The following is a 24,324-nucleotide window of genomic DNA, read 5'->3' as shown; positions in this document are numbered from 1 at the left end:
GAGGCTAACAGGCTCAGGATAAACAGCCCTTGCTAACACGCCTTTGGTAATAAGCCTTCGGTAATAAGCCCGGGCGGGTATCGAACTTATTTCGCCGCCAATAACCGTTATGTAGTGCCATATAGCAGTGGGCTCAAACCAGGTTAACCTAAGCTGCAGCAGCACAGCAATTGCCGGGGAGGCGAGTATGGTCACAAAAATAAATTGTGAAATTTCGTGCTAAGCCGCCAAATCTGACATATGGTGAAAGTGTAAGTTGATGCGATGCGGCACGGGTCGTGCTCTTCGACCCTGCAGCCTCTTCGATGTCTCAGCCGCTGCTGCCGCTGGAACCTATGGCGGCCCTGGTCTTTGTTTACCGGAGTGTAGGATGCCAAGAAAAAAAGCTATCGAAACCAAGATTTACGTCCTCGACACCAATATTCTGCTGCACGAACCCCACGCTTTTCTCTCCTTCAAAGAACACGATGTTGTGGTACCAATGACGGTGCTCGAAGAGCTTGATTATATCAAAGACAGTAAAAAAGATGTGGCGCGTGATGCCCGGGTGTCGATACGGGCGATGGAAGATTTGTTGCATGATGCGACCCCTGAACAAATGCTCGCTGGGGTGGATTTGGAAGGGATGGGCGCGGGCAAAGATGCCCCCACCGGCTCGTTATCTATCTATGCTGACCTGAACATGGCCGAAACGCAGCAAATTTTTACCAGCAACGAAAACGACAACCGCATTATTAATGTGGCCCTGCATTTGCAAAAAACCTTTGCGCCCCAGCAGGTGGTGTTGGTAACCAAAGATTTGAATATGCGGCTTAAAGCTAAAGGCGCGGGGCTGGCCCATGTAGAGGATTACCGCACCGATCAGCTTATTAGTGATATAAAATATTTGTCCCGGGGTTATCACAAATTTGAAGGTAACTTCTGGGAGCAGGTAAAAACGGTAGAAAGTCGCAGTGAAGGTCGCGATACGATTCATACGCTGACTCGCAGCGTGCTGCCAGAAGCGTATGTGAATGAGTTCCTGCTCGACGATAGCCGAGAGTTTGCCGGGCTGGTGGAGTCGGTAGACGACGATCATCTGGAAGTTCTGGACCTTGGCTATGAACGCCTGATGAGTAAACATGCCTGGGGTATTCATCCCAAAAATATCGGCCAGGCGATGGCCATGCATGCATTACTGGATACCCACATTGATATGGTGATACTTACCGGCCCGGCCGGTAGTGGCAAAACCTTGCTGGCACTGGCGGCGGCGCTGGAAATGGTGATTGAAAAAAATATGTACGACAAAATCATCGTGACTCGCAGTACCCCCGAAATCGCCGAGTCTATCGGCTTTTTGCCCGGTACCGAAGAAGAAAAAATGGCACCCTGGCTGGCCGCCATTACCGACTCGCTAGAGGTACTGCATAAGCATGATGAAAATGCGAAAAGTTCGATGAACTACATCATGGAAAAAGCCAATATTCAGTTTAAGTCGGTCAACTTTATGCGCGGTCGCAGTATTCAAAATGCCATCGTGATTTTAGATGAGTCTCAAAACCTTACCGCCTCGCAGTTAAAAACCATAATCACTCGATGCGGTGAAGGCACCAAGCTTATCTGTAGCGGCAACCTGGCCCAAATCGACAGTAATTATTTGTCGCCGGTGACCTCGGGGCTTACCTATCTGGTGGAAAAATTTAAAAACTTTTCGGGCAGCGCGGCGGTAAACCTTGATGGGGTAGTGCGTTCACGCTTGGCTCAGTTTGCTGAAGAACAGATGTAATTAAATGTGCAGGCGTAACCATGATGGTCTGCGCCTGCGTCTTGTTTTACATTGTGGCCCACATGTTTCGCAAAAAGCTCAGCAAGTAGCGTATGCGCCGGCTGGTACCACCCCAGCGCCAATATTGCCGCTAGCGTTGTACCAGCCGGCGATAGTGCACCAGACTGTATAACACTGGCAGCACAATAAGGGTCAGTACTAAGGCGCTGGCCATGCCACCCACCATTGGCGCAGCAATACGACTCATGATCTCAGAGCCGGTGCCCGACCCATACAGGATAGGCAACAAGCCAATAATAATTGTGGCTACCGTCATGGTGACCGGACGTACCCGCAAGCCTGCACCTTGCAGCAGGGTTTCATGGTAATGATCAGGCGATACCCGTATGGGGGGCTTATCGTCACCCGTCTCCAGGCTTGCTAAGGCCTGATTCAGATACACCAGCATCAATACGCCAATTTCTACTGCCACCCCCGCCAGCGCTATAAAGCCAACCCCTACGGCTACCGAAAAGTTGAATTCATGCAGGTAGATGAGCCACAGCCCCCCAATGATCGCCATCGGCAATGTGATCAGAATCATCGCCACATCCGTGAAGTTTCGAAAATTCAGATAAAGCAGTAATATAATAATGGCCAGGGTCAGCGGCACCACATAGCTCAGGCGCTCTTTGGCCCGTTCCATATACTCATACTGGCCGGCCCAGGTTAATGAATAGCCGGCTGGTAAGCTCAGACTGGTGGCCAGCTCGGCTTTGGCGCGGATCACATAACTTCCCACATCGGTGTCACTGATATCAATATAGGTCCAGCCATTGATACGGGCATTTTCGCTTTTAATTACTGGCGGTCCGGTTTCAATATACACTTTTGACACATCGCCAAGCACAATATTCTGACCGCGGGCGGTGACAATAGGCAATCGAGCGAGTTGCTCAGGATTATCACGATAGCGTTCAGGATACCGCACGTTTACCGGATAACGAGCCAAGCCTTCCACTGTCTGGGTAACGTTGACGCCGCCAATAGCGGTGGCCACTACCTGTTGTACCTCGGCGATATTTAATCCGTAACGACTGGCCCGCTCACGGGAAATATCTACTTTGAGATAACGCCCGGCGGCGACGCGTTCTGAATAAACGGATTCAGTGCCCGGCACCTGAGCTAAAATCGTTTCAAGCTGACGACCAATAGCTTCAATTCGGGCTAAGTCGGGGCCGGCAACCTTGATGCCTACCGGAGTCTTGATGCCGGTGGCCAACATATCAATACGGGTTTTTATAGGCATAACCCAGGCGTTGGTGAGGCCGGGGAACTGCACCAGCGCGTCCATCTCCTGTTGCAAAGCCCTGGCTGTTAACCCTTCACGCCACTCACTTTGCGGTTTCAGCTGAATAAAGGTTTCAATCATAGTTAAGGGCGCAGGATCCGTCGCGGTGTCAGCCCGGCCAATTTTACCAAATACTGTTTTTACCTCAGGAATAGTGGTTAGCAGCCGGTCGGTTTGTTGAAGCAGTTCGCGGGCCTTACCAACCGAGAGGCCGGGGTAAGTCGTGGGCATATACATCCAGTCACCTTCATCCAGTGGCGGGATAAATTCGCTGCCAATTTTACCCAGCGGATAAAAGCCCACGAGGGTAATAACAAGCGCTACAGCCAGGGTTGCTTTAGGAAATTGCAGCGCTTTTCGAAGCACCGGTACATAGACGGCTATTAAGGCCCGGTTGACGGGATTTCGGGTTTCATCGAGTATACGCCCGCGAATAAAATAACCTATCAGTACCGGCACCAGAGTGATGGCTAACCCCGCTGAGGCGGCCATAGCATAGGTTTTGGTATAGGCCAGTGGGGCGAACATTCGGCCTTCCTGGGCTTCGAGAATAAACACGGGCAAGAAGGACACCGTGATAATCAGCAAACTGAAAAACAGCGCCGGGCCCACTTCACTGGCAGAGCGAATCACCAGTTGCCAGTGGTTGTCCCGGGTCAGCCCACGGCGCTGACTATGCTTGTGCATATTTTCAATCATGACGATGGCGCCGTCGGTCATTGCACCAATGGCAATGGCAATCCCACCCAACGACATAATGTTGGCATTGATACCCTGCCAATACATGATGATAAAGGCCACCAGAATGCCCAGCGGCAGGGTGATCACCGCCACCAGTGAAGAGCGTAGGTGAAACAGAAACACCACACAGACCAGCGCCACAATGACCAATTCTTCCAGTAATTTCGAGCTCAAATTATCTACCGCCCGTTCAATCAGCTGAGAACGGTCATAAACCGGGACAATCTCAACCCCGGTCGGTAACGAGTCCGCCAGCTCCGCCAGCCGCTGCTTTACGCCTGCAATGGTTGTTTGGGCATTTTCTTGGTAACGCATTACCACCACACCGCCAACCACTTCCCCTTTGCCGTTAAGCTCGGCAATCCCCCGGCGCATTTGCGGGCCAAACTGTACGGTGGCGACATCGGCAATCGTGGTGACCACCCCGTTAGCATTGGTCGCCAGCGGAATCTGCCGGATATCCTCCAGCGACTTAATATAACCGGTGGCCGTCACCATATACTCTGCTTCCGCCATCTCTAAGACCGAAGCGCCGGTTTCCTGGTTGCCTCGGGGCAGTGCCTTCTGCACCTGCTTAAGGGTCAGGTTATAAGCCTGCAGTTTCAGCGGGTCAATACGTACCTGGTATTGCTTAACCATGCCGCCAATGCTGGCAACCTCTGAAACCCCCGGCACCGCCTGTAACTCAAATTTTAAAAACCAGTCTTGCAGGCTTCGCAACTCACTTAAATCGTGCTGGTGGGTGGGGTCAGTGAGCGCATACACAAACACCCAGCCCACACCGGTGGCATCCGGTCCAAGCTCTGGCTGAACGCCGGCCGGCAAGCTGCTCGTCGCCTGGCTCAGGTATTCCAGTACCCGGCTGCGTGCCCAGTACATATCGGTGTCATCTTCAAAAATGATGTAGACATAGGAGTCGCCGAAAAATGAAAATCCGCGCACGGTTTTGGCGCCCGGCACCGACAGCATGGTCGTGGTTAACGGGTAGGTTACCTGATCCTGCACCACCTGGGGCGACTGGCCGGGATAACTGGTCTTAACAATCACCTGTACATCAGACAAATCGGGCAGGGCGTCTACCGGCGTGTGCTTGATGGCGTAAATTCCCGCCACCAGCACCATCAAAGTAGCCAGTAAAACCAGGATGCGGTTGGTCACCGACCAGCGGATAATCGCTTCAATCATGATGGGCGTGTTCCTGTGCCGTGTCTTTTTGGTCGTCATGCCCGGTGGGCGAGTGTTCGGGAACCGGCTTAAGTTGAGTAATGGTGACCGCGTTATCAGCATAACGGGTCAGCTCAATCTGCACGTTCTGACCGGCGGTGAGGGCCCGCAGCTCAATATCTGCAGTCACTTTAAACATCATGGTCATCACCGGCCAGTCCCAGTCGGCAACCGCCTGATGGCTTACCTTAAGCTGATGCATAGCAGGCATCGTCTCGATGACCGTAGCCTGTACCCATACCGAATCGGCAGTGTCGGTTTGAGTAGGCGGTTCAACAGCATGCCCTGATTGGTTTTGGTTAGCGTGGGTTTGGTCGGGGGCCAGCCGTTTAAGATCGGAAGCCTTACTGGACTCAGAATCAATTAAAAACTGGGCAGAGGTGACAACCTTGTCGCCGGCCTGTAAACCTTTGAGAATCTGAACCTGGCCGTTAGCGCTGCGTCCGGCAGTCACGGCGATGGATTTAAATGTTGTATTGCTGAGGGCAACCACCACCCGCTGTTCCTGGCCCACCCGAATCAACGCCGCTTCGGGTATCAGCAGCGTAGCGGGTAACGGTTGTGTGTGCAGGGTTACCGTAGCAAACATATTGGGTTTTAATTGCTGCGTCGGATTGGGCACCTGAATTCGGGCCCGCAAACTACGGGTGGCAGGATTCATGGCCGGATGTACATGCACAACCTTGCCTTGCCAGCGTTCACCGGGGCGCGCGGTGACAGAAATATCGGCGGTATTGTCTATGGCCACCAACCCTGTGAGCGACTCACTTATTTCGGCTTTAATCCATACCGAATCCAGACTGGCGATGCTCATCATTAAGGAGGCAGGCTCCACGTAAAAACCTTCCCGAATATTGAGCTGTTTAATAAACCCTGCCTGCGGGGCAAGAAAAGTCACCGACTGTTGAAGCTGTCGCGATTGGGTCAAATCGTGAATGTGTTTTGCGGTTAAGCCCAGGGCCTGTAAGCGCGCCTTTGCGGCGGTTATCAAATTTGTGTTGTTACGCTTCAGGGCAATAAGCAGCTCTTCCTGCGCATTCACCAGTTCAGGAGAGTAAAGGGTATACAGCGGCTGATCGGCTGCGACTACCTCGCCAGTGGCATTAACAAACACCTGCTCTATCCAGCCGGCGGTGCGCGGATGTAAGTGAGCTAGCAGAGATTCATCATAATCCACATAGCCCACCGTTGTCAGGGAAGGCTCCAGCTTCCCATAGGTCACGGGGGCCACAGTGACCCCAAAATTATGCTGTATTGCGGGCGAAATAGTGACCGTTCCAGGGCTTAAGGACTGCTTACTATCTGCATAAACCGGCACCAGATCCATTCCCATGGGGGATTTTCCCGGCCGGTCCCGGCGATAATTATCATCCATCGGTGCTACCCAATACAGCGGCTCGGCATGCTCATTGGCTACCGGCGCTGTGGTCTTTGCGCCAGGGGTAAGCCAGGCCAACAGGGCGGCGCCAATAAGCATACCTGCCACCAGCATAAACAGCGCTGTGATTTTATTCTTCATGGTGTTGAATTCCTGTCTTACGAGGCTGGGGTAGGGCCGGCAACAAGTACCTCAGGCGTGCCAGCGTTTTTGCCAATCCCACCTTTATCTGTTCGGTTTGTAGCCGTGCGTCCAGTCGGGCAATACGTGCCCGCACTACTTCGGCAAACTCACCATTGTCGGCGGTATACGCTTGCAAAGCGGCGTCGGCCTGAGCATTTACGCCCGGTAATATTCGTTGCTGATACCGCTTCAGGCGCTGGCTGAACTGCTGAACCTGGCTCATTGCCTGGCGGGCTTCTCCCAACAGCTGTTGCAACAGCAAACGTTCGTCTGTTTTGCTGGCCTGATGGTGCTTGATGGCGGCAGTGACATTGCTGTCCAGGCGCTGTTGTGTGAACCAGGGCACATCAACGGTGACGCCCACCGACATAACATCGGCCCGCGACTGCTCGCCCGCCCTATCCTGGCGCAGCCCATAACTGGCCTCCAGCTGCCATTGTGGTTTGAATTGCTGGCGGGCCAGGGCCACGTCACGGCTTTGGATACGGGTATTGTGCCGGGCTGTCTGTAATTGCGGGTGTTCGTGCAGTAGCGTGATAATCTGCTGGATATCAATAGCGGCAATCGCAGGAGAATGTTGTAACCGGGGGGGTAAGGACGGTGGCAGGGCCCCGGTTTGCAACACCGGTGATTTGCTTAGGGCCGAGTTTGCCGTCATCCAAACCTGCAACTGCGCCAGCGTGGCTTCCTGCTGCTGATGCCACTGTGCTAACCGTTCCTCCAGCTGGGCCAGCTCCAAATCTGCGCGTATCAGCGCCTGCTGCCCGGCACTGACCTGACCACTGCGATACTGGCTGTGTACTATTTCCTCAAGCTGAATAAACAGCGCTTTATTTTGCTCTATCAGAGCAATACTGCGGCTAGCCAGATACGCATCCAGCCACAACAGCGTGGTATCCCGGGTCAGGCGGGCCCGGCGCTCCTTGCGTTGCATCGGGCGCAGCTGTGCTTGCAGAGTTAGCTTATCACCGGCCAGTTGCAGGGTATCACCGCGTGGCAGCAGCTGGCTTACGGAGACCTGTAATTGTGTCATGTTATCCTGATCGAGGGCAAAGGTATCCACCGGCACATTTTGCATTTTCAGCCCCACTTTGGGGGCGGTCCAGGTGGCCGCCGCGCCAGCCTGTTGCTGCAAGGCCTGCTCACGTAACATATTGCCTTGCAACCAGGGATCATTGGCGAGCACCGCCGCTATGGCATCACGCAATTGCAATACGGGTGCCGCCTGCACCACAGACGGTAGTAACAAGGCGCTAATCGCCACCCACCAGCTTACCCATGCCCCGTTTTTCATTAGTATTGCTCGCTGGCGTTGGTTACCCGGGCGTAAATATCGCTGGAACCATCTTTAAACAACACCAGTACCGCATAGGGTTCGAAGCGTTGCCCCATCTCCATCCCCGGAGAACCGGTGGGCATGCCGGGCACACTCAGGCCAATAGCATCAGGCACTGGATCTTGTAAGAACTGACGAATAAACCTGGCCGGCACATGGCCTTCAAACACAAAGCCCTGCTGGCTCACCGCGGTATGACAAGACTGGTGCTCGGCAGCGATTCCGTGTTGCTGCTTTACCGTGGATAACTGTGTGGTGTCTTGTCCATGAATGATGAAATCACGCAAGGTCAGGTGGGCCATCCACTTTTTACAGCAGCCACACTGGGCTGACTTGAACACCTGCAACTCAACGGCTGGTGTTGAGGAGGCTTTACCTTGGGTTGAGGATTCTTTACCTTGGGTTGAGGACTCTGCACCAGTGACTGCACAAAATAAACTAAAACAAAGCGCCACCACAACGGTGCGCAAGTTGAGATAAAAATTCATAATACTGACCTTAACAACAATGGAAAACGCGCCAGCGTGACTGCCTGAAAAGTTTGAAAGCGGTCACAGACGTGCCGGATTTTGGACGTAACTGTGCTGTATCAGGTCACAATGGGGGGACGAAAAAAGACCTTGATGATGGTCAGCGGGGCCTGGTCACTGGCACTAATGATAGCGCCGGCAGTAGTGGCAAACGGTATGCCTAAAACTGTGCTGTGAAGTAATGAGAAAGAAACTGAACAGGTCCCGGCAGGGCACTGACATTCTTGTTCACAGCATTTTTCCATGCTCATGGAGGTTTCGGATAATGCATGATGGGAGGAAGCTTCAGAAGCTTCCATCATGAGAGCTGGCGAGTGATTCATATCGCAGTTTTCAGCATCACGAGCCTGGGCCGTGCCGCTTAACGCGAACAGCATCAGTATCCCTGTCATCAGCAAAACAAATCTGGTCATTGCACTCTCATTACCCGTCACCGTATATCCTAAACCAGAATCCCCGACGTGCAAAATAAATATTGCTGCTGGCGGCTGGGGTAAAGCCACATCGCGAAAATGGTTTTTCTTAGCCTTAGCTACACCGGCGCCAGCATCATCAACATCGCATCGCACGCAAGCGGGCCGGGCTTAGTGAATATGTCAGGCAATAGGTTTTTCTTATTATGAGCTCAGGGGATGTAGCGGCATTCTGATAAGTATTAAGCCGCCCTTAAAACCCTCGAAAAGCAGTTTAAGCCCCTCCGTTAGAAAGTTAAACAGAAGTGGGTAGTTACTTACACTCAGGGTTTTAACCATCAAAACCACACGCCAGGCGCTTCGCAATTGATCACATTAACGGTAGGCAAGGTAGTGAATAAGCATCCAGGTGGGCCATCCCGGCCAGACCTGCTTATTGAGGAAACTCCGGCAAACTATGTTACCCATGTTTTTTATCACGCTGGTTACCTTAATGCTGGCGTTAACCCTGCACTACATTAATCTTACCTGGCTTGTAGACACCTTATGTCACCGGACCCGTCGACGTTATTGGCGTATGCAGTTTGTGATGCTGGCGGCCGCGGTGAACCAGGTTTCCATTGCGGGACTGTTTTGTCTGACGTATGTGGCAGGGATTGAACTGAATCTGGGGCAGTTTAAAGACGGCGGCGACCTGAAAGATATTTTTTATTTTTCTTTGACCACCATCACTACCCTGGGGCTGGGTAGTACCGAACCCAGCGGCGACTTGAAAATGGTGGCTGGCTTGCAATCTGCTTTAGGCTTTTTGCTGATCACCTGTACCGGTTCAAAGCTCTACAGTCATATGAGTGGTAAGTTCGATGCTGACAACCAGGGCACCTGAAATCACAAGGCTTCCAGCGTGTAATGACCATTAGCAATAGACTGGTAGCTTCTGGAGGCCACTTCACCAAAAGGCAGTAATGCAGGTCCAGTGGGCTCAAATAAGATATACGTTTCGTCCTGGTACTCCAGGGTTTGCTCATCCTTTTTAGGGGTCAGAGCAATGCCCAGCAAGGCATGTTCTGGCAACAGCACCATCACCAGCGGGGTGTCGGGTAAAAATGCACGAATGATGGCGGCCGCCAACACCGACTTACTGTCACAATCTCCCAGGTTGGAACGTAACAATCGCGCCGGGGGATTAAACCCGGCGCCACTGTGTTCTGATCTGTCTTCAAGTGTGTCGTAGGGGATAGATTGCACCCAGCTAAGCAATAAGTTTAGGTACAGCCGGGCATCTGACTGTTGCTGAACCTGCTCGTAAATGGCCTGTGACAGTGGTACCAGGGGCTTGGTATAAGCTTCAACATAGCGGGCGTGATCCGGCTTAACGGCTTTTTCATTAAACACCGTAGTATAGCGGGTATAATAATGTCGCTTTAAAAACTCATCGAACGCGGCTTCTTTGGTGCCTTTTAACTCATCGGTAAGCTGCTGATTTAATTCGCGACTGGTAGAACGAACCGCAATTTCCACCCCGCGGGGCTGCTGCTCAATGCGAACCCTGGCTTGTTTGGGATCGATTTGCTTAGCCGCTTTCATCAGCTCAACATAAATAAACCGTTGAACCCGGGCCTGGGTGTAGCGGATAGGTTCGGGGGGCGCCTCGGCCAGCGCCGCAGCATCCAGTGAAAAGCTCAGGGTGTGGGGTTGTTGGCTGGCATCAAGCCATTGGTACTGAAACAACTGCTGACCGTCATCCCGTGAATGGGAAAAGCCAATTTGCTGAGCGCCAGCCTCCACACCGCCACCTGCAATCACCGCTACTACGGCGCAGCGGATCCATTTTGCCAGCATGACGTACCCCTCAGTTCCTGTTCAGTTTTACTATACTATGGGATGAGGGAATTGCCAGTTGTTTAGTTTTTGTCCGGTGTAAACCAGTCGAGCTGATGGTGCAAAGACACCACCGTGCCGACAATCACCAGCGTCGGCGGTTTCAACGCTGCGGTTTCAGGCTGCTGGTTGATATCTGCCAGAGTCCCGATAACCACCTTCTGCTGCGCCAGCGTTGCCTGTTGAACCAGTGCAATCGGGGTGTCTGGGGCCAGTCCATGTTCAATAAGCTGGTCGCAAATAATAGGCAACCCCGTCAGACCCATGTAAAACACCAGCGTTTGATTGGTATGGGCCAGGGCTGACCAGTTCAGATCGATAGTCCCGTCCTTGAGATGACCGGTAGCAAATAACACGGATTGGGCATGATCCCGGTGGGTGAGCGGGATGCCAGCATAACTGGCCGCACCGCTGGCGGCGGTAATGCCCGGCACCACCTGAAATTCAATATCATGTTTGATGAGGGTTTGAATCTCTTCACCGCCCCGGCCAAAAATAAACGGATCGCCGCCTTTAAGACGAACCACCCGATTGCCTTTTTTCGCTTCGTTGACCATCAGCATATTGATGTCATCCTGGGGCAGCGAATGATGGCTTTTGGCTTTGCCCACATACAGTTTTTCCGCATCACGACGCACCAGCTCCAGGATTTGCGGTGATACCAGCCGGTCATACACCACCACATCGGCTTTTTGCATCAGCCGCAAAGCCCGAAAGGTCAGCAGATCCGGATCGCCGGGCCCCGCGCCCACCAGGTACACCTGCCCCTGGGGCTGCTGGTCGGTCGCAGCGGCTTCTAAGGCTTCAGAAAACTGCTGCTCGGCTTTCTCGGTCTGCCCTTTTTCTACCAGTTCCGCAATATCGCCATCCAGTACATCTTCCCAAAAATAACGCCGGGCGGTGACGCCGTTCAGGGTTTGCTTTACCTTATTTCTGAATTTTTCTGAAAACTCACCCAAGCGGCTGATGTTGGCCGGAATCACGCTTTCCAGCTTTTGGCGTAAATAGCGTAGCAGCACCGGCGCCACACCGCCGCTGCTAAGCGCTATGGTGATGGGCGAACGGTCAATAATCGATGGCGTAATAAACTGACACAGCGGGGTATTATCCACCACATTCACCAACACCTTCAGCTGTCTGGCTAAGGTATGAATGCGGGCATTCAGGCTTTCATCATCGGTGGCTACAAAAACCATATCTTTGTGCGCCAGATCGTTATCTTCAAAGGGGCGCTGAATCAGGGTGACCTGCGGGTGGTTGTGGTACCGTTGCACCGTGTCACACATCCACGGGGCAATGAGGGTTACCTGAGCCGGGCTTTTAAGCATCAATTCCAGTTTGCGGGCAGCCACCTCTCCAGCTCCTACAATCAGACACTGTAGATTCTGCGCATCAATAAATACCGGAAAATAACGCATGGCTTTTACCTAACCCCACATACAAGAAAAGCGTCATTCTGACGCTTTTACTTATTTAATAGAAACAACAAAAACCAAATTATTATTGCTTTTTGTTATATGCCTTGGGCCCGGCGCTTAACGCTTTGGACCGCTTTTGCGTTTTGGCGGGGTGTCAGACCATTCGCGCAGATTCAGGCGTTGTCCGGCTACCCGGGCTTTACGCAGAATATCTTTGGTTGGCTCTGGCATACCATCAGGCAAATCGACGGTACTAAAGGTATCGTAGATTTCGATAGCACCAATATTTTTGCTTTTCAGGTTGGCTTCATTGGCGATAGCGCCCACGATGTTACCCGGTTTCGCGCCATGGGTGTGACCCACTTCAATGCGAAAACGCTGCATACCGGCATCCGGCTTACTACGGCCTTTACCTGGCTTGCTGCGGCGATCGCCACGACCACGGTCGCCACGTTCAGAACGCTCGTAATCATTGCGTGGCGGCTTGCTGTTCAGGTCAGGACGATCGCCTTCTTTTAAGAACAATGGCTCGTCACCCTGGGCCAGCTTAATCAGTGCCGCCATCAAACGCTCAGGCGCGGCTTCGGTTTCGCTTTGCAGTGTATCAACCAACGACATCAGCGACTCGATGCTATCGTCGTTACAGGCTTCAGCCACAGAGTTTTTAAAGCGTGACAAACGGGTCTCGTTCAGCTCGCTGATAGACGGGATCGGCATTTGCTCAATGGTTTGCTTGGTGGCTTTTTCGATGGCAAACAACAAACGCTTTTCACGATGCGATATAAACAGGATCGCATCACCGGCGCGTCCGGCACGGCCGGTACGACCAATACGGTGAACATAGGATTCTGTGTCATAAGGCACATCGTAGTTGATAACGTGGCTGACACGTTCAACATCCAGACCCCGGGCCACGACATCGGTGGCGACCAGAATATCGATGGCGCCCTGCTTCAGCTTTTCAACCGTACGCTCACGGGCATTTTGCGGAATGTCACCGTTTAGCGGCTCTACATCGTATCCGCGGGCTGCAAGCTTATCGGCCAGCTCAACGGTGGCGGTCTTGGTACGCACAAAGATGATGACACCATCAAATGGTTCAACTTCCATGATACGGGTCAGGGCCTCTAATTTATGATGCCCGGCAATCTGACAATAACGCTGACGAATGGTCGAGGCGGTGGATACTTTAGAGGCAATTTTTACATGCTTGGGATCTTTAAGATAACGCTGGGTAATCTTTTTAATCGGTCCTGGCATAGTCGCCGAGAACAACGCCGTTTGGCGAGTATCCGGCGCATTAGATAAGATGGTTTCCACATCATCGATAAAGCCCATGCGCAGCATTTCGTCGGCTTCGTCTAACACCAAAAAGCGCAATTCGCTAAGGTTCAGTGTTTTACGGTTGATGTGATCAATGATTCGACCCGGGGTACCCACTACTACCTGAACGCCACGCTTAAGCTGGCGAATTTGATTATCATAAGACTGACCACCGTATACTGGCAGCACCTTAATTTTTTGTGAAAAGCTGGCATAAACCTGAAAGGCTTCAGCAACCTGAATGGCCAGTTCACGGGTGGGTGCCAGAACCAATAGCTGCGGCAGCTTGGCTTCTGGGTCAATGTTGGCCAACATGGGCAGGGCAAACGCAGCGGTTTTACCGGTACCGGTCTGGGCCTGGCCAAGCAAATCGTGGCCTTGCATAAGCAATGGAATACTTTCCGCCTGAATTGGCGAAGGCTTTTCATAGCCAACTTTTTCCAGTGCTTGTAAGATAGGTTGTGGAAGGTTGAGGTCTTTAAATGTCAAGTCGACAGTAGTGGTCATTCAGGATCCTGATGGGTATGGCGGGCACAGCTTCTAAACGCTGGCATGTGTTGCAAAAGAGGTATTATAAGCCATTCGTCGTTCAGATACCATTTAAACCGGACAAGATCACTACAAAAGTGGATTATTTTTTCTGCAGCCAGCTGGATTATTCCAGACCGAAGGGTAAACTCTTGGTTGCCAATCAAAAACATAACAATATGACAGGTGTAAGGATGAAACTATTTACAGCGAGTAAAAAAGCGCTAATGCCGCTGACACTGGCATTAGCCGTATCGGGTACATTGTCAGGATGCAGCGAAAAATCCATGGAAGAGCATCTGACTACCGCCCGTAGTTTTGCCACCGAGCAAAACCCCGATGCTGCGATCATCGAATATAAAAATGCCATTGCCAAAGATCCCCAGGCGGCCGAGCCGCGCTATGAACTGGGTCGGCTGTATCTGCTCACCAATCGTTTTGAAGCCGCCGAAAAAGAGCTGAACCGGGCTATGGAGCTGGGGTATTCCCCCTCTAAAATCGTGCCGTTGTTGTCCCAGGCCTATCAACAGACCGGGGCCGAAAATGCGCTGGTGGAGATGGATCATGAGGTATCGGGCCTGAATGCCGACGAGCAGGCCGAGGTCGGGTTTTACAAACTGCAGGCCATGGTGCAGCTGGACCAGCAAGATGAAGCACAAGCGCTGATTGATGATCTGCTGGCACTGGAGACCAGCTCGGTTTACCAACGCCTGGCCCAGACTTATCGACAGTTGCTGGACAAAGCATATCCGGCGGCGCTACAACAAACCGAAAAACTGGCTGCAGAAGCGCCGGAAAACAAAGATGTGCTATTACAGCTGGGGCGTTTGTACGCGCTGACCGAACAACCCGACAAGGCCATTGAGACCTATCAGCGTTATGTCGAATTGTACCCGGACGATACCGCCAAACAATTTGCGCTGATCAGTCTGTTAATTGAAAGCCGGCGTATGAACGATGCTCAGCCCTATGTCACGCCACTATTAAAACAATACCCTGATAATGGTCTGCTGAATCAGTATCAGGGATTTATTGATGCTACCAACGACGAGCACGAAAGCGCTTTGACCCACCTTGAAAAAGCCATTCAGGCAGGCCAGAACTCTCCGGCATTGCGGCTGATGGCGGGCTTCTCGGCGTACCACCAACAGGATTATGCTGCAGCCAGTCAGCATCTGTCGATGGTCACCACTAATCTGCCCGATAATCATCCTGCTTTGCGAATGCTGGCGGATAGCCTGTTGCGGCAGGGCGAAAGCGATGAAGCCACCCAAATTCTGTCCCAGCTCGATGGCAGTGCCGGTCAGGATGCCCAGCTGTTTTCCAAAGCCGGTTTTCAGTTGTTGCAGCAAGGCAATATGGTCGATGCTAAAAAGATGATTGAAAAATCCAGCCAGTCCAGCCAAAGCGCGCTGGATCTGGCCCGCCTGGGCGCGTTGCAGTTATCGGTAAATGATATTGAGGGGATTGTGAACCTTGAAGCGGCCCTGGAAAAAGCACCTGACAGTGTGGCCGCCCGCAAAACCCTGATGACTGCCTATGTGACCTCTGGTGAACAGCAAAAAGGCCGTGAACTGGCCCAGCGTTGGATAGAGCAGCAGCCTCAAGATGCCGACCCGTATCTGTATCTGGCTGAATTTGCTTTGCAAAACAAAAATCTGGATGAAGCCCGGAAATTGTTGGAGCAGGCTACCGAGCGCACCTCTGAAAGCCGCAAGCTGACCCTGGCACAGATAAAACTGGCAATGATGGATAAACAGTACGAGCAGGCGGCAACCCAACTGGATAACTACCTGCAAAAAAAACCGACCGATGCCCAGGCGGTGTCGCTATGGTACGCGCTAGCCCGGCAAAGTGAGGTGGTCAGCACCGAGACCGTACTGACCCAGACCGCAAAGACAGTAACCGCGAACAGCGATAACACCGCACTGCGCATGGTGCTGGCAAAAATGTATTTCAGCGAGGGTGACTATGAGCAGACCCTGAGCGTCATTGAGCCGGTGACTGCAGATAAGAACGCGCCCGCGATATTCTGGAATCTTAAAGGCCAGGCACTGGTCCAGACCAATGCCATCAGTCAGGCCAATGATCATTACAAAGCCTGGGTAAAGCGCTACCCCAGAGATAAAACCGCGGTGCTGGGCAAACTGCTGCTTAACGAAGCACAGCGAAAATACGATGAAGGTCTGGCGACCATCAATGCCTTTTTGGAAAAGCGTCCCGATACCCAGATTCAGGTGTTGAAAGCCCATTTTCTGTCGATGCAGAAAAAAGTGGCACCAGCCCGACAGGCTCTGGAGCAGGTCTCAGACAAAGCCCTGGCCCTGCCGTTTGTAAAAGGCGTTACTGCGCGGTTAAACCTGCTTGAAGGAAACTATCAGGCGGCGCTCGAAGATGCGCTGCCTGCGTATAAGCACGAGGCAAATTCTAAACACGCCCGGCTGGTAATTGCAGCTTACGATAATCTGCAGCAGCGCGACGCCGCGCTGGACTTTATGGCCAGCCACTATGATCAGCATCCCAACGACATCCGCACGGCCATGATATACGCTGAGCGGGTGCTGGCCACGGATAAAGATAAGGCCATCACCTTATATCAGCACATGCTCAAGGTGGCCCCCGACAATTTTGTGGTGCTGAACAACCTGGCGTATCTGTATCTTGAAGAGGGCCGGTTGGCTGACGCCGAGCCGTTGGCACGTCGGGCGGTGGAGTTACAATCAGATAACCCTGAAGCTATCGACACCCTGACACAGGTGTTAAGCCAGCAGCAAAAAACCGAAGAAGCCTTGACCTTCTATCAAACGCTGGATATGCAAAAGGTCCGCAGCGATCTGGTCTACCTCAATTATGTTGAGTTACTGATAGACAATAACCAGTTGCAACTGGCTCAGCGGCGGTTGGAGTCCCGGGAGTTTGCGGATGAACAAAGCCGTAAACGTGCCGATAAGCTGCGCCAGGCGCTGTAGAAACTTTTAGGCAAGCTGTTTGAAAAAAGCGCCCTTGCTTCAGTAAAGGCGCCTTGTTGCTAAGTGGGTAGTGCCTGCTGCTAAGCAGGCTCAGGGCTTCAGCGGGCGGGGCGGCTCACCAAAGTGGCTCATCGTTTTGGCTCAGAAACTGCCTTGTCCGCCGGCAAACGGGCTTTAAGCTGTTGTATTTCCTGCATGATATCCGCCAGGGTGGGTTCATGGTTCTGTTCTGCCTCAGCCGCACGCGCCTTGGCATTTTCCTGCTCCATCACATTGACCACAATGCCAATCACCATGTTTAAAAACGCAAAGGCCGTGAAAAAGATAAAGCTTAAGTAAAATACCCAGCTTAACGGATACACCGCCATGGTTTCATACATGACGTCGGTCCAGTCTTCAAAGGTCATCACCCGGAACAGGGTCAGCAGGGAGATACTGATATCGCCCCACAGCGTCGGATTAATACTTTCAAACAAGGTGCTGCCAATGGCTGCGTAAATGTAGAAGATAATAAACATCAGCAGCATCACATAGCCTAGCTGCGGCAGAGCTTTGACCAGCGACACCAGTAAAATTCTCAGCTCAGGTATGAATGAGATCATACGCAGTACCCTGAATACCCGCACCAGGCGGCCGATAACGGCCAAGTCGGTATTGTCAGCCGGAATCATCGAGACCACCACAATGACCGTATCAAACCAGTTCCAGAAGCTTTTGAAAAAGTCCCGTTTGCGCGGTTCGGCCATAAACCGAATGGTAATTTCGGTTAAAAAGAAAAAGCTGATAAACCAGTCAAGCAGCAGGGCAATGGTGCTGAACGGTTGCGGAATATCATAAGTTTTCGCGCCGACCAGCAAGGCCGAAAAAACGATTACGGTGATAACAAAAGTTTCGAAAAGTTTATTGGAGCGGATAGTTTCAAACCGGCTCTGAAGTGCTTCAGCGTGCATGCAAAATCTTATTGTATCGGATAGTTAAAACGAAAATATGAGTATGTTGGCCAGGTTACCGCCGGGTAATCTGATGCCGTGGATTTTAGCGTGTTGCTGGCAAATTGATACTGATTTATTGTCTCAGTGCCTGCTTTTTGTGTTGGCGGTGGGACTGGGTAACAGCGCCAATTTTAACGGGGCAGGACTTACAAAAAAGCCGGTGAACAACCACCGGCTTTTGTTATCCACACACCATCACCGGCATTACTGCGAATTGGTGTTTTGCTTATCGCGCTGATTCTGACGAGCTGCTTCTGGCGGTTGTAAACCGGCATTGATCATGGCTACGTCTTCATCGGTGAGGGTGCCAGCGGCCTGTTTCAGATCTACCACGGACTGCACAAAGTCATACCGGGCACTGGACAGGTTACGACGGGCATCAAACAGGTTACGGGTGCTGTCCAGCACATCCACAATGGTTCGGGTGCCCACATCAAATCCGGCTTCGGTGGCTTTTAAGGCGCTTTGAGCAGAGACCACTGATTGCTCAAGGGCCCGGATTGTCGAGATAGACGCATTGACATCATTAAATGAGCTGCGCACCGACTGTACGGTCTGACGATAGGTTTGCTCCAGATCCTGGGCGCTGGCGATATACTGATACTTTGCCTGCTGGGTTTGCGCTGTGACCCGCAGCCCCTGGAAAATCGGAATATTCAGATTTATGCCGACGCTGTAGCTGTCCAGCCAGGGTGTTTCAAATTCCAGTTGCGAACCCGAAATATCATTCTTGGTACGGCTGGCACCGGCTGATAAATCCAGGGTCGGGTAATGCCCGGAGCGTGCCAATGCAATGTCTTCTTTGGCAATATCCAGGGTTAAACGGTTAACCAGCAACGCCAGATTTGAATCTTCTGCAATTTTAAGCCAGCCTTCCGCTGACGATGGCGTTGGCATAGAGGCGGAAAAGCTGTCCGTATCCAGGGTGTAGATACCATCATGATATTTACCGGTAATGACGCGCAATGCTTCTAACGCCAGCTCCACCTGATTTTCGGTCTGGATTTCCTGCGCCACGGTGCGGTCAAAATTGGCCTGCGCCTCATGAACATCGGTGATGGCGGTCAAACCGACTTCAAAACGCTGTTTGGTCTGCTCAAGCTGGCGTTCGATAGCTCGCTTTTCGGCACGCACAAATTCCAGGCTGTCTTTGGCACGCAATACATCAAAGTAGGCATTCACGGTGCGTACAATTAACTCCTGCATGGTCGCAGCCAATTGCGCATCGCTACGTTGCGCCACCGTTTCGGCGCGGTTCAGGCCCAGCCAGTTGGCGTGATCGTACAATGACATCCGCAAATCCACCCCATAGTTCATGGTATCGGTGTCGGAGTCGAAGGTGATCAGCGTCAGGTTTTGATCTGAACCGGTAAACTGCGTTTGCTCGCGGCTGGACATCGAATAACCTACGGTGCCGGAAATTTGTGGTAGCAAGTTGGCCCGGCTGATGGGGATGCCTTCAAAAGCGGCATCTCGCTGGGCTTTGGCACCGGTCACCACCGGGTCATTGGCCAGCGCCTGCTGATATACCTGCGCCAAGTCATCTGCAAAAGCTGAAGTGGTCACTCCTAAACTTATCACCAACGACAGAAGTGTTCGTTTCATTAATCCGCCTTCTTTGTATTCAATTGAGTCTTCAGACTGCTTAAGGTTGTAAAGTGTATGAAAGTCAACTGCAAACCGATAGTCTATAGTCGTTTCAGCAGGTATTTAACTGTAACAGAATATGTTACGGATTTTATGACCCTACCTGCTGAGCAGCTGACTAACATTTGCCACCCCAATGCGCTGCCACCATGTTCGTGTGGATCCACGACTCTTATTTTGCACGTATACTAACCTTTTTACATGCGAGAGTGAATGTAAGTGAACAAGAAATTCAATAGCTTTACCTCAGATGACGTAAACATAACAAACACCGAAAAACTGTATGATGGTTTTTTTAAAATGGTGCGCTATGACTTCAGCCACAAACTGTTTGCCGGAGGCTGGTCTGAAACGGTGCGCCGTGAAATTTTTGAACGGGGTCATGCCGTGGCGGTCTTACCGTATGATCCGCATACCGAAGAATTTGTGCTGATTGAACAGGTTCGCATCGGCGCCTTACCCACCTCAGATACCCCGTGGCTCATTGAGGTGGTTGCTGGTATTATTGATGAAGGTGAAACGCCTGAGGCGGTATGTCATCGCGAGGCCAGTGAAGAAGCCGGAATTGAATTCAGTCAATTGACAAAAGCGTTAAGCTATTTAGCAAGTCCGGGCGGCACCACGGAACGTATCCATGTGTTCGTGGGCCGAACCGATGCTACCCAGGCGCATGGTATTCATGGTCTTGCAGAAGAGTCTGAAGATATCAGGGTGCACCGAGTCGCCGAAAAGGATGCCTGGCAATGGCTACAGAATGGACAAATCGACAACGCCGCCGCAATCATTGCGCTACAATGGTTTTTTATACACAAACAGACATTGTTGGAGAACTGGCATCACAGTGAGTAATCATCAGCAAAAATACGTCCCCCATCTGCCCAGTATGCAGGCCACCTGTGAGGTGAATTACGCGCGCTTTTTGCAGGTACTGCCCGACTGCGACACTCAGGATCTGGCGTTTGAATTTACCATTGGGACGCATTTGAGCTACCGTATTACCCTGACGGATACTGCCCGTTACACCACCACCTTGCTGGTGGAGCAGTTAAACGCCCATACGCCGGCTTACCTAAAGCCGTCGATGGAGGTCAGGCTGTATCATGATGCGCGTATGGCAGAGGTCATCAGCAGCCAGAATACCGGGGCCTTTGCCCCATCTTATGCCTACCCCAATCGCAACATGCGCCAGCGCAATGAAAAGCAGCTGGTTAATCAGTTTCTGGGTGAATGGCTGCAATTTTGTCTGAACCATCAGCCCTCTGTCACCAGCAAAGTCTGATGGGCGCAGCGCAGCGGTTAGTGCAGTTTACTGACTGTCATTTATTTGCTGATCCTGAACAGTCAGGTTACGCCGCCATCGCCCCTTATCATTCCCTGGCCCGGTGTTTAGAATCCGCGGTGGAATACCAGCCGGACATGCTGTTATGCACCGGCGATATCAGTGGCGATGACAGTAAGACCAGTTATGTCTGGTTGCGTGAGCTAATCAAACAATATGCCCCCCACATACCGCTGTATGTTATTGCCGGTAATCATGATAATAACCCTTATTTTAAGGAAACACTGGCGGCGCATGCAATACAATCGGGGGCGCCGGCAGAGCTGGGTAACTGGTGTGTGCATGGTCTGGATACCCGCTACCAGGGCGCGCAGGGTCAGATTGATGAGCGTCAGCTACAGCAGGTCGCCGCGGCAATTGGTGCCAGGCCCCGCCAGTACCACGCACTGGCCTTGCACCACCATCCCATTGCCAGTAACAGCTGGATGGACACCCACTGCCTGGTTAATGCCGGGGTCTTACTTGACTGGCTGCATACCCAGCCTGTCAGGGTGGTGCTGCATGGCCATACCCATGCCGAGTGTGAGCATGCCCATGGCCGCCAAACAATTTTGGGTACGCCGTCCACCAGTTGGCAATGGGCGATGACCCCTGAATTTGGGGTCAGTGCGCAACCGCCCGGATTTCGCCTGCTCGAGTTGTCGGATGAGGGCCACTGGCACTCAATAATAAGGAGAATTTCATGAGTGACGTGTTGTATCTGCACGGTTTTTTAAGCTCGCCCCAATCGGTAAAAGCCCAGGCTACCAAGGCCTGGTTTGCCCGTCATTATCCGCAGGTAACCCTGCATACCCCGCAACTGCCTAATAGCCCGGGGCAGGTCAGGCCACAGCTTGAACGTTATATTGAACAGCATCCGCAGCTGCTTGAACAGGGGCTGAAAGTCATTGGCAGCTCAATGGGCGGCTACCTGGCCAGCCATCTGGTGGAACACTATGGTGGGCGCGCGGCGCTAGTGAATCCGGCGGTACGGCCTTATGAGCTGCTGCTGGAGTATCTGGGCGATCATATTAATCCCTATACCCAGGAACCGTTTTCACTGGTGACTGACGATATGCACATATTAAAATCCCTCGACACCCCCATTGTAAGCCAGCCTGAACAGTATCTGGTATTACTGCAAACCGGGGATGAAACCCTGGATTACCGGCAGGCAGAACAAAAATATCAGGGGGCACAGTTACGCATTGAGCAAGGCGGCGATCATAGTTTTGAAAACTATGAACAACATTTACCCGACATTGCCCGCTTTCTGGCGGTATAATACTAAGGTCGTACAAAATTGCCCGGCCTTGACACCCCTGTTACCATCTCGTTAATTGGGACCTGTATAAATATACTGTCACTATTACCGGCTAACCGTGTTGTGAGAAAAAGATAATTATGGCCACTCAATATAATTCAGATGCAATTGAAGTTCTTAATGGTCTTGACCCGGTAAAGCGGCGGCCAGGAATGTACACCGACACCAGCCGGCCCAATCATTTAGGGCAGGAAGTCATTGATAACAGTGTGGATGAGGCCCTTGCCGGGCATGCCACCAACATCAAGGTGATTTTGCATGAAGATCAGTCTCTGGAAGTGACGGATGATGGCCGGGGTATGCCGGTGGATATTCACCCTGAAGAAAAGATCTCCGGGGTGGAGTTGATCATGTCCAAGCTGCATGCGGGGGGAAAATTTTCCAATCAGAGTTATGCCTTTTCCGGCGGTTTGCACGGGGTGGGTATCTCGGTGGTGAACGCCTTATCGACTAAGGTGGAGGTCACGATTCGTCGCGACGCCCAGGTGTACCAGATTGATTTTGCTAATGGCGATAAAACCGAAGAATTACGGGTCATTGATACCTGTGGTAAACGCAATACCGGCACCCGGGTGCATTTCTGGCCAGATGGTCAGTATTTTGATTCAGCCAAATTTTCAGCCTCGCGCCTGATTCATAACTTACGGGCAAAAGCCGTATTGTGTCCTGGCCTGCGGATTAAATTTGATAATAAAGTCACCAAAGAAGTGCATGAATGGCATTTTGAAGATGGTCTGAAAGATTATCTGTACCAGGCTGTGGAACAATTTGAAACGATACCGGGTGAAGAGCCTTTTGTCGGGGCCTTTAGTGGCAATGCCGAAGCGGCAGACTGGGCGGTCATGTGGCTGCCTCAGGGCGGCGATGTGGTTACCGAAAGCTATGTAAACCTCATCCCCACGGCGCAGGGCGGCACCCATGTAAACGGTTTGCGGCAGGGCTTACTGGAGTCGATGCGCGAATTTTGTGAGTTCAGAAACCTGCTGCCGCGCGGGGTAAAACTCACCCCCGATGATATCTGGGATCGCTGCGCCTACATTCTGTCAACCAAGATGCAGGATCCGCAATTTGCCGGGCAAACCAAAGAACGTCTGTCTTCACGGCAGGCCTCGGCGTTTGTCTCAGGGGTAGTCAAAGATTCTTTTAGTTTGTGGCTGAATCAGCATACAGAAATCGCCGAAGCGCTGGCAGAAATGTGTATCAGCAATGCTCAGCGCCGTCTGCGGCAAAATAAAAAAGTGGCCCGTAAAAAGGTCACGCAGGGCCCTGCCTTACCTGGAAAACTCACCGACTGCTCCTCCCAGGATATCAACTATTCTGAATTGTTTTTGGTGGAAGGGGACTCTGCCGGCGGCTCGGCAAAACAAGCCCGGGATCGGGAGTTTCAGGCCATTATGCCGTTGCGTGGTAAAATTCTGAACAGCTGGGAGGTAGATTCCGGCCAGGTTCTGGCATCGCAGGAAATTCACGATATTTCGGTAGCCTTGGGTATCGATCCGGGCTCTGCTGACTTAACCGGTTTGCGCTATGGCAAAATCTGTATTCTGGCCGATGCTGACTCCGATGGCCTGCATATTGCAACTTTGTTGTGTGCTCTGTTTGTTCGACACTTTACGGCGCTGGTAGAAAAGGGCCATGTGTATGTGGCGATGCCCCCGTTATACCGGGTGGATGTAGGCAAAGAAGTATTTTACGCGCTGGATGAAAGTGAAAAGCAGGGCATTTTAGACAGGATAGAAGCAGAAAAAAAACGTGGCAAGGTTAATGTGCAGCGTTTTAAAGGGCTGGGTGAGATGAACCCGATTCAGCTTCGTGAAACTACCATGGATCCAAATACACGCCGGTTGGTGCAACTGACCATCGACGATACAAGCCACATGCTTGAACTGATGGATATGCTTCTGGCGAAAAAGCGCAGCAGCGATCGCAAAAACTGGCTGGAAAGCAAGGGCAATATGGCTGAAGTCGTGGGCGTGTGAGTCACACACCCCAATATTAGCTGCCGCTTGCAATAGAATAAC

18 protein-coding genes are annotated in these 24,324 nt (G+C 52.0%); 8 read left to right on the top strand and 10 right to left on the bottom strand.

Annotated elements, in window-relative coordinates:
• Positions 1-370 precede the first annotated feature (370 nt).
• On the top strand, positions 371-1,768 hold the full coding sequence (locus tag IT774_RS14520; RefSeq protein WP_195810399.1) for a PhoH family protein: 1,398 nt from the start codon (positions 371-373) through the stop codon (positions 1,766-1,768).
• Positions 1,769-1,898: 130 nt separating this feature from the next.
• Here IT774_RS14520 and IT774_RS14515 read toward each other — a convergent pair whose 3' ends face one another.
• The 5 genes from IT774_RS14515 to IT774_RS14495 all read right to left on the bottom strand — a co-directional run bounded on the left by IT774_RS14515 (position 1,899) and on the right by IT774_RS14495 (position 8,903).
• On the bottom strand, positions 1,899-5,024 hold the full coding sequence (locus IT774_RS14515) for an efflux RND transporter permease subunit (protein WP_195810398.1): 3,126 nt from the start codon (positions 5,022-5,024) through the stop codon (positions 1,899-1,901).
• Positions 5,017-6,582 (bottom strand): efflux RND transporter periplasmic adaptor subunit, encoded by a 1,566-nt coding sequence (locus tag IT774_RS14510; protein ID WP_195810397.1) that lies wholly within the window; start codon positions 6,580-6,582, stop codon positions 5,017-5,019. Before IT774_RS14510 ends, IT774_RS14515 begins: the two co-directional genes overlap by 8 nt.
• Positions 6,572-7,918: a TolC family protein gene (locus tag IT774_RS14505; protein WP_195810396.1), complete on the bottom strand. Its 1,347-nt coding sequence runs from the start codon at positions 7,916-7,918 to the stop codon at positions 6,572-6,574. The genes IT774_RS14510 and IT774_RS14505 overlap by 11 nt, the downstream gene beginning before the upstream one ends.
• Positions 7,918-8,448 (bottom strand): DUF411 domain-containing protein, encoded by a 531-nt coding sequence (locus IT774_RS14500; protein ID WP_195810395.1) that lies wholly within the window; start codon positions 8,446-8,448, stop codon positions 7,918-7,920. Before IT774_RS14500 ends, IT774_RS14505 begins: the two co-directional genes overlap by 1 nt.
• 101 nt (positions 8,449-8,549) lie before the next feature.
• A complete protein-coding gene (locus tag IT774_RS14495; protein ID WP_195810394.1) occupies positions 8,550-8,903 on the bottom strand; it encodes a hypothetical protein in 354 nt (117 codons plus the stop codon).
• A gap of 457 nt (positions 8,904-9,360) precedes the next feature.
• On the opposite strand from IT774_RS14495, the gene IT774_RS14490 reads away from it, so the two are divergent.
• Positions 9,361-9,789, top strand: a complete 429-nt coding sequence (locus IT774_RS14490; protein ID WP_195810393.1) for an ion channel — start codon at positions 9,361-9,363, stop codon at positions 9,787-9,789.
• Positions 9,790-9,791: 2 nt separating this feature from the next.
• Here IT774_RS14490 and IT774_RS14485 read toward each other — a convergent pair whose 3' ends face one another.
• The 3 genes from IT774_RS14485 to IT774_RS14475 form a co-directional block, all read right to left on the bottom strand.
• A complete protein-coding gene (locus IT774_RS14485) occupies positions 9,792-10,745 on the bottom strand; it encodes a hypothetical protein (protein ID WP_195810392.1) in 954 nt (317 codons plus the stop codon).
• Positions 10,746-10,807: 62 nt separating this feature from the next.
• Entirely contained in the window at positions 10,808-12,202 is a 1,395-nt protein-coding gene (cysG, locus tag IT774_RS14480; protein WP_195810391.1) for a siroheme synthase CysG, read from the bottom strand.
• Between the two features lie 117 nt (positions 12,203-12,319).
• Positions 12,320-14,032: a DEAD/DEAH box helicase gene (locus IT774_RS14475; RefSeq protein ID WP_195810390.1), complete on the bottom strand. Its 1,713-nt coding sequence runs from the start codon at positions 14,030-14,032 to the stop codon at positions 12,320-12,322.
• A 215-nt stretch (positions 14,033-14,247) separates the two neighbouring features.
• Between IT774_RS14475 and prsT the strand changes: the two genes are divergently transcribed.
• On the top strand, positions 14,248-17,022 hold the full coding sequence (gene prsT / locus IT774_RS14470; RefSeq protein ID WP_195810389.1) for an XrtA/PEP-CTERM system TPR-repeat protein PrsT: 2,775 nt from the start codon (positions 14,248-14,250) through the stop codon (positions 17,020-17,022).
• A gap of 128 nt (positions 17,023-17,150) precedes the next feature.
• Here the strand turns inward: prsT and IT774_RS14465 are convergent, their stop codons facing one another.
• On the bottom strand, positions 17,151-17,972 hold the full coding sequence (locus IT774_RS14465; protein WP_195810388.1) for an ion transporter: 822 nt from the start codon (positions 17,970-17,972) through the stop codon (positions 17,151-17,153).
• A gap of 246 nt (positions 17,973-18,218) precedes the next feature.
• A complete protein-coding gene (gene tolC / locus IT774_RS14460) occupies positions 18,219-19,619 on the bottom strand; it encodes an outer membrane channel protein TolC (RefSeq protein ID WP_195810387.1) in 1,401 nt (466 codons plus the stop codon).
• Between the two features lie 261 nt (positions 19,620-19,880).
• Between tolC and nudF the strand changes: the two genes are divergently transcribed.
• The 5 genes from nudF (at position 19,881) to parE (ending at position 24,282) form a co-directional block, all read left to right on the top strand.
• Positions 19,881-20,510: an ADP-ribose diphosphatase gene (nudF, locus tag IT774_RS14455; protein ID WP_195810386.1), complete on the top strand. Its 630-nt coding sequence runs from the start codon at positions 19,881-19,883 to the stop codon at positions 20,508-20,510.
• 34 nt (positions 20,511-20,544) lie between these two features.
• Complete coding sequence (locus IT774_RS14450; protein ID WP_195812315.1) at positions 20,545-20,940, top strand: DUF1249 domain-containing protein; 396 nt, start codon at positions 20,545-20,547, stop codon at positions 20,938-20,940.
• Positions 20,901-21,686 (top strand): metallophosphoesterase family protein, encoded by a 786-nt coding sequence (locus IT774_RS14445; protein ID WP_195810385.1) that lies wholly within the window; start codon positions 20,901-20,903, stop codon positions 21,684-21,686. The genes IT774_RS14450 and IT774_RS14445 overlap by 40 nt, the downstream gene beginning before the upstream one ends.
• Positions 21,683-22,264: a YqiA/YcfP family alpha/beta fold hydrolase gene (locus IT774_RS14440; RefSeq protein ID WP_195810384.1), complete on the top strand. Its 582-nt coding sequence runs from the start codon at positions 21,683-21,685 to the stop codon at positions 22,262-22,264. Before IT774_RS14445 ends, IT774_RS14440 begins: the two co-directional genes overlap by 4 nt.
• Before the next feature lie 119 nt (positions 22,265-22,383).
• On the top strand, positions 22,384-24,282 hold the full coding sequence (gene parE / locus IT774_RS14435) for a DNA topoisomerase IV subunit B (RefSeq protein ID WP_195810383.1): 1,899 nt from the start codon (positions 22,384-22,386) through the stop codon (positions 24,280-24,282).
• Positions 24,283-24,324 lie beyond the last annotated feature (42 nt).

The organism is Salinimonas marina (assembly GCF_015644725.1).
Lineage (GTDB): Bacteria > Pseudomonadota > Gammaproteobacteria > Enterobacterales > Alteromonadaceae > Alteromonas.
The sequence above is the reverse complement of the archived record's forward strand: the minus strand, read 5'-3'. Positions and strand labels throughout refer to the sequence as shown.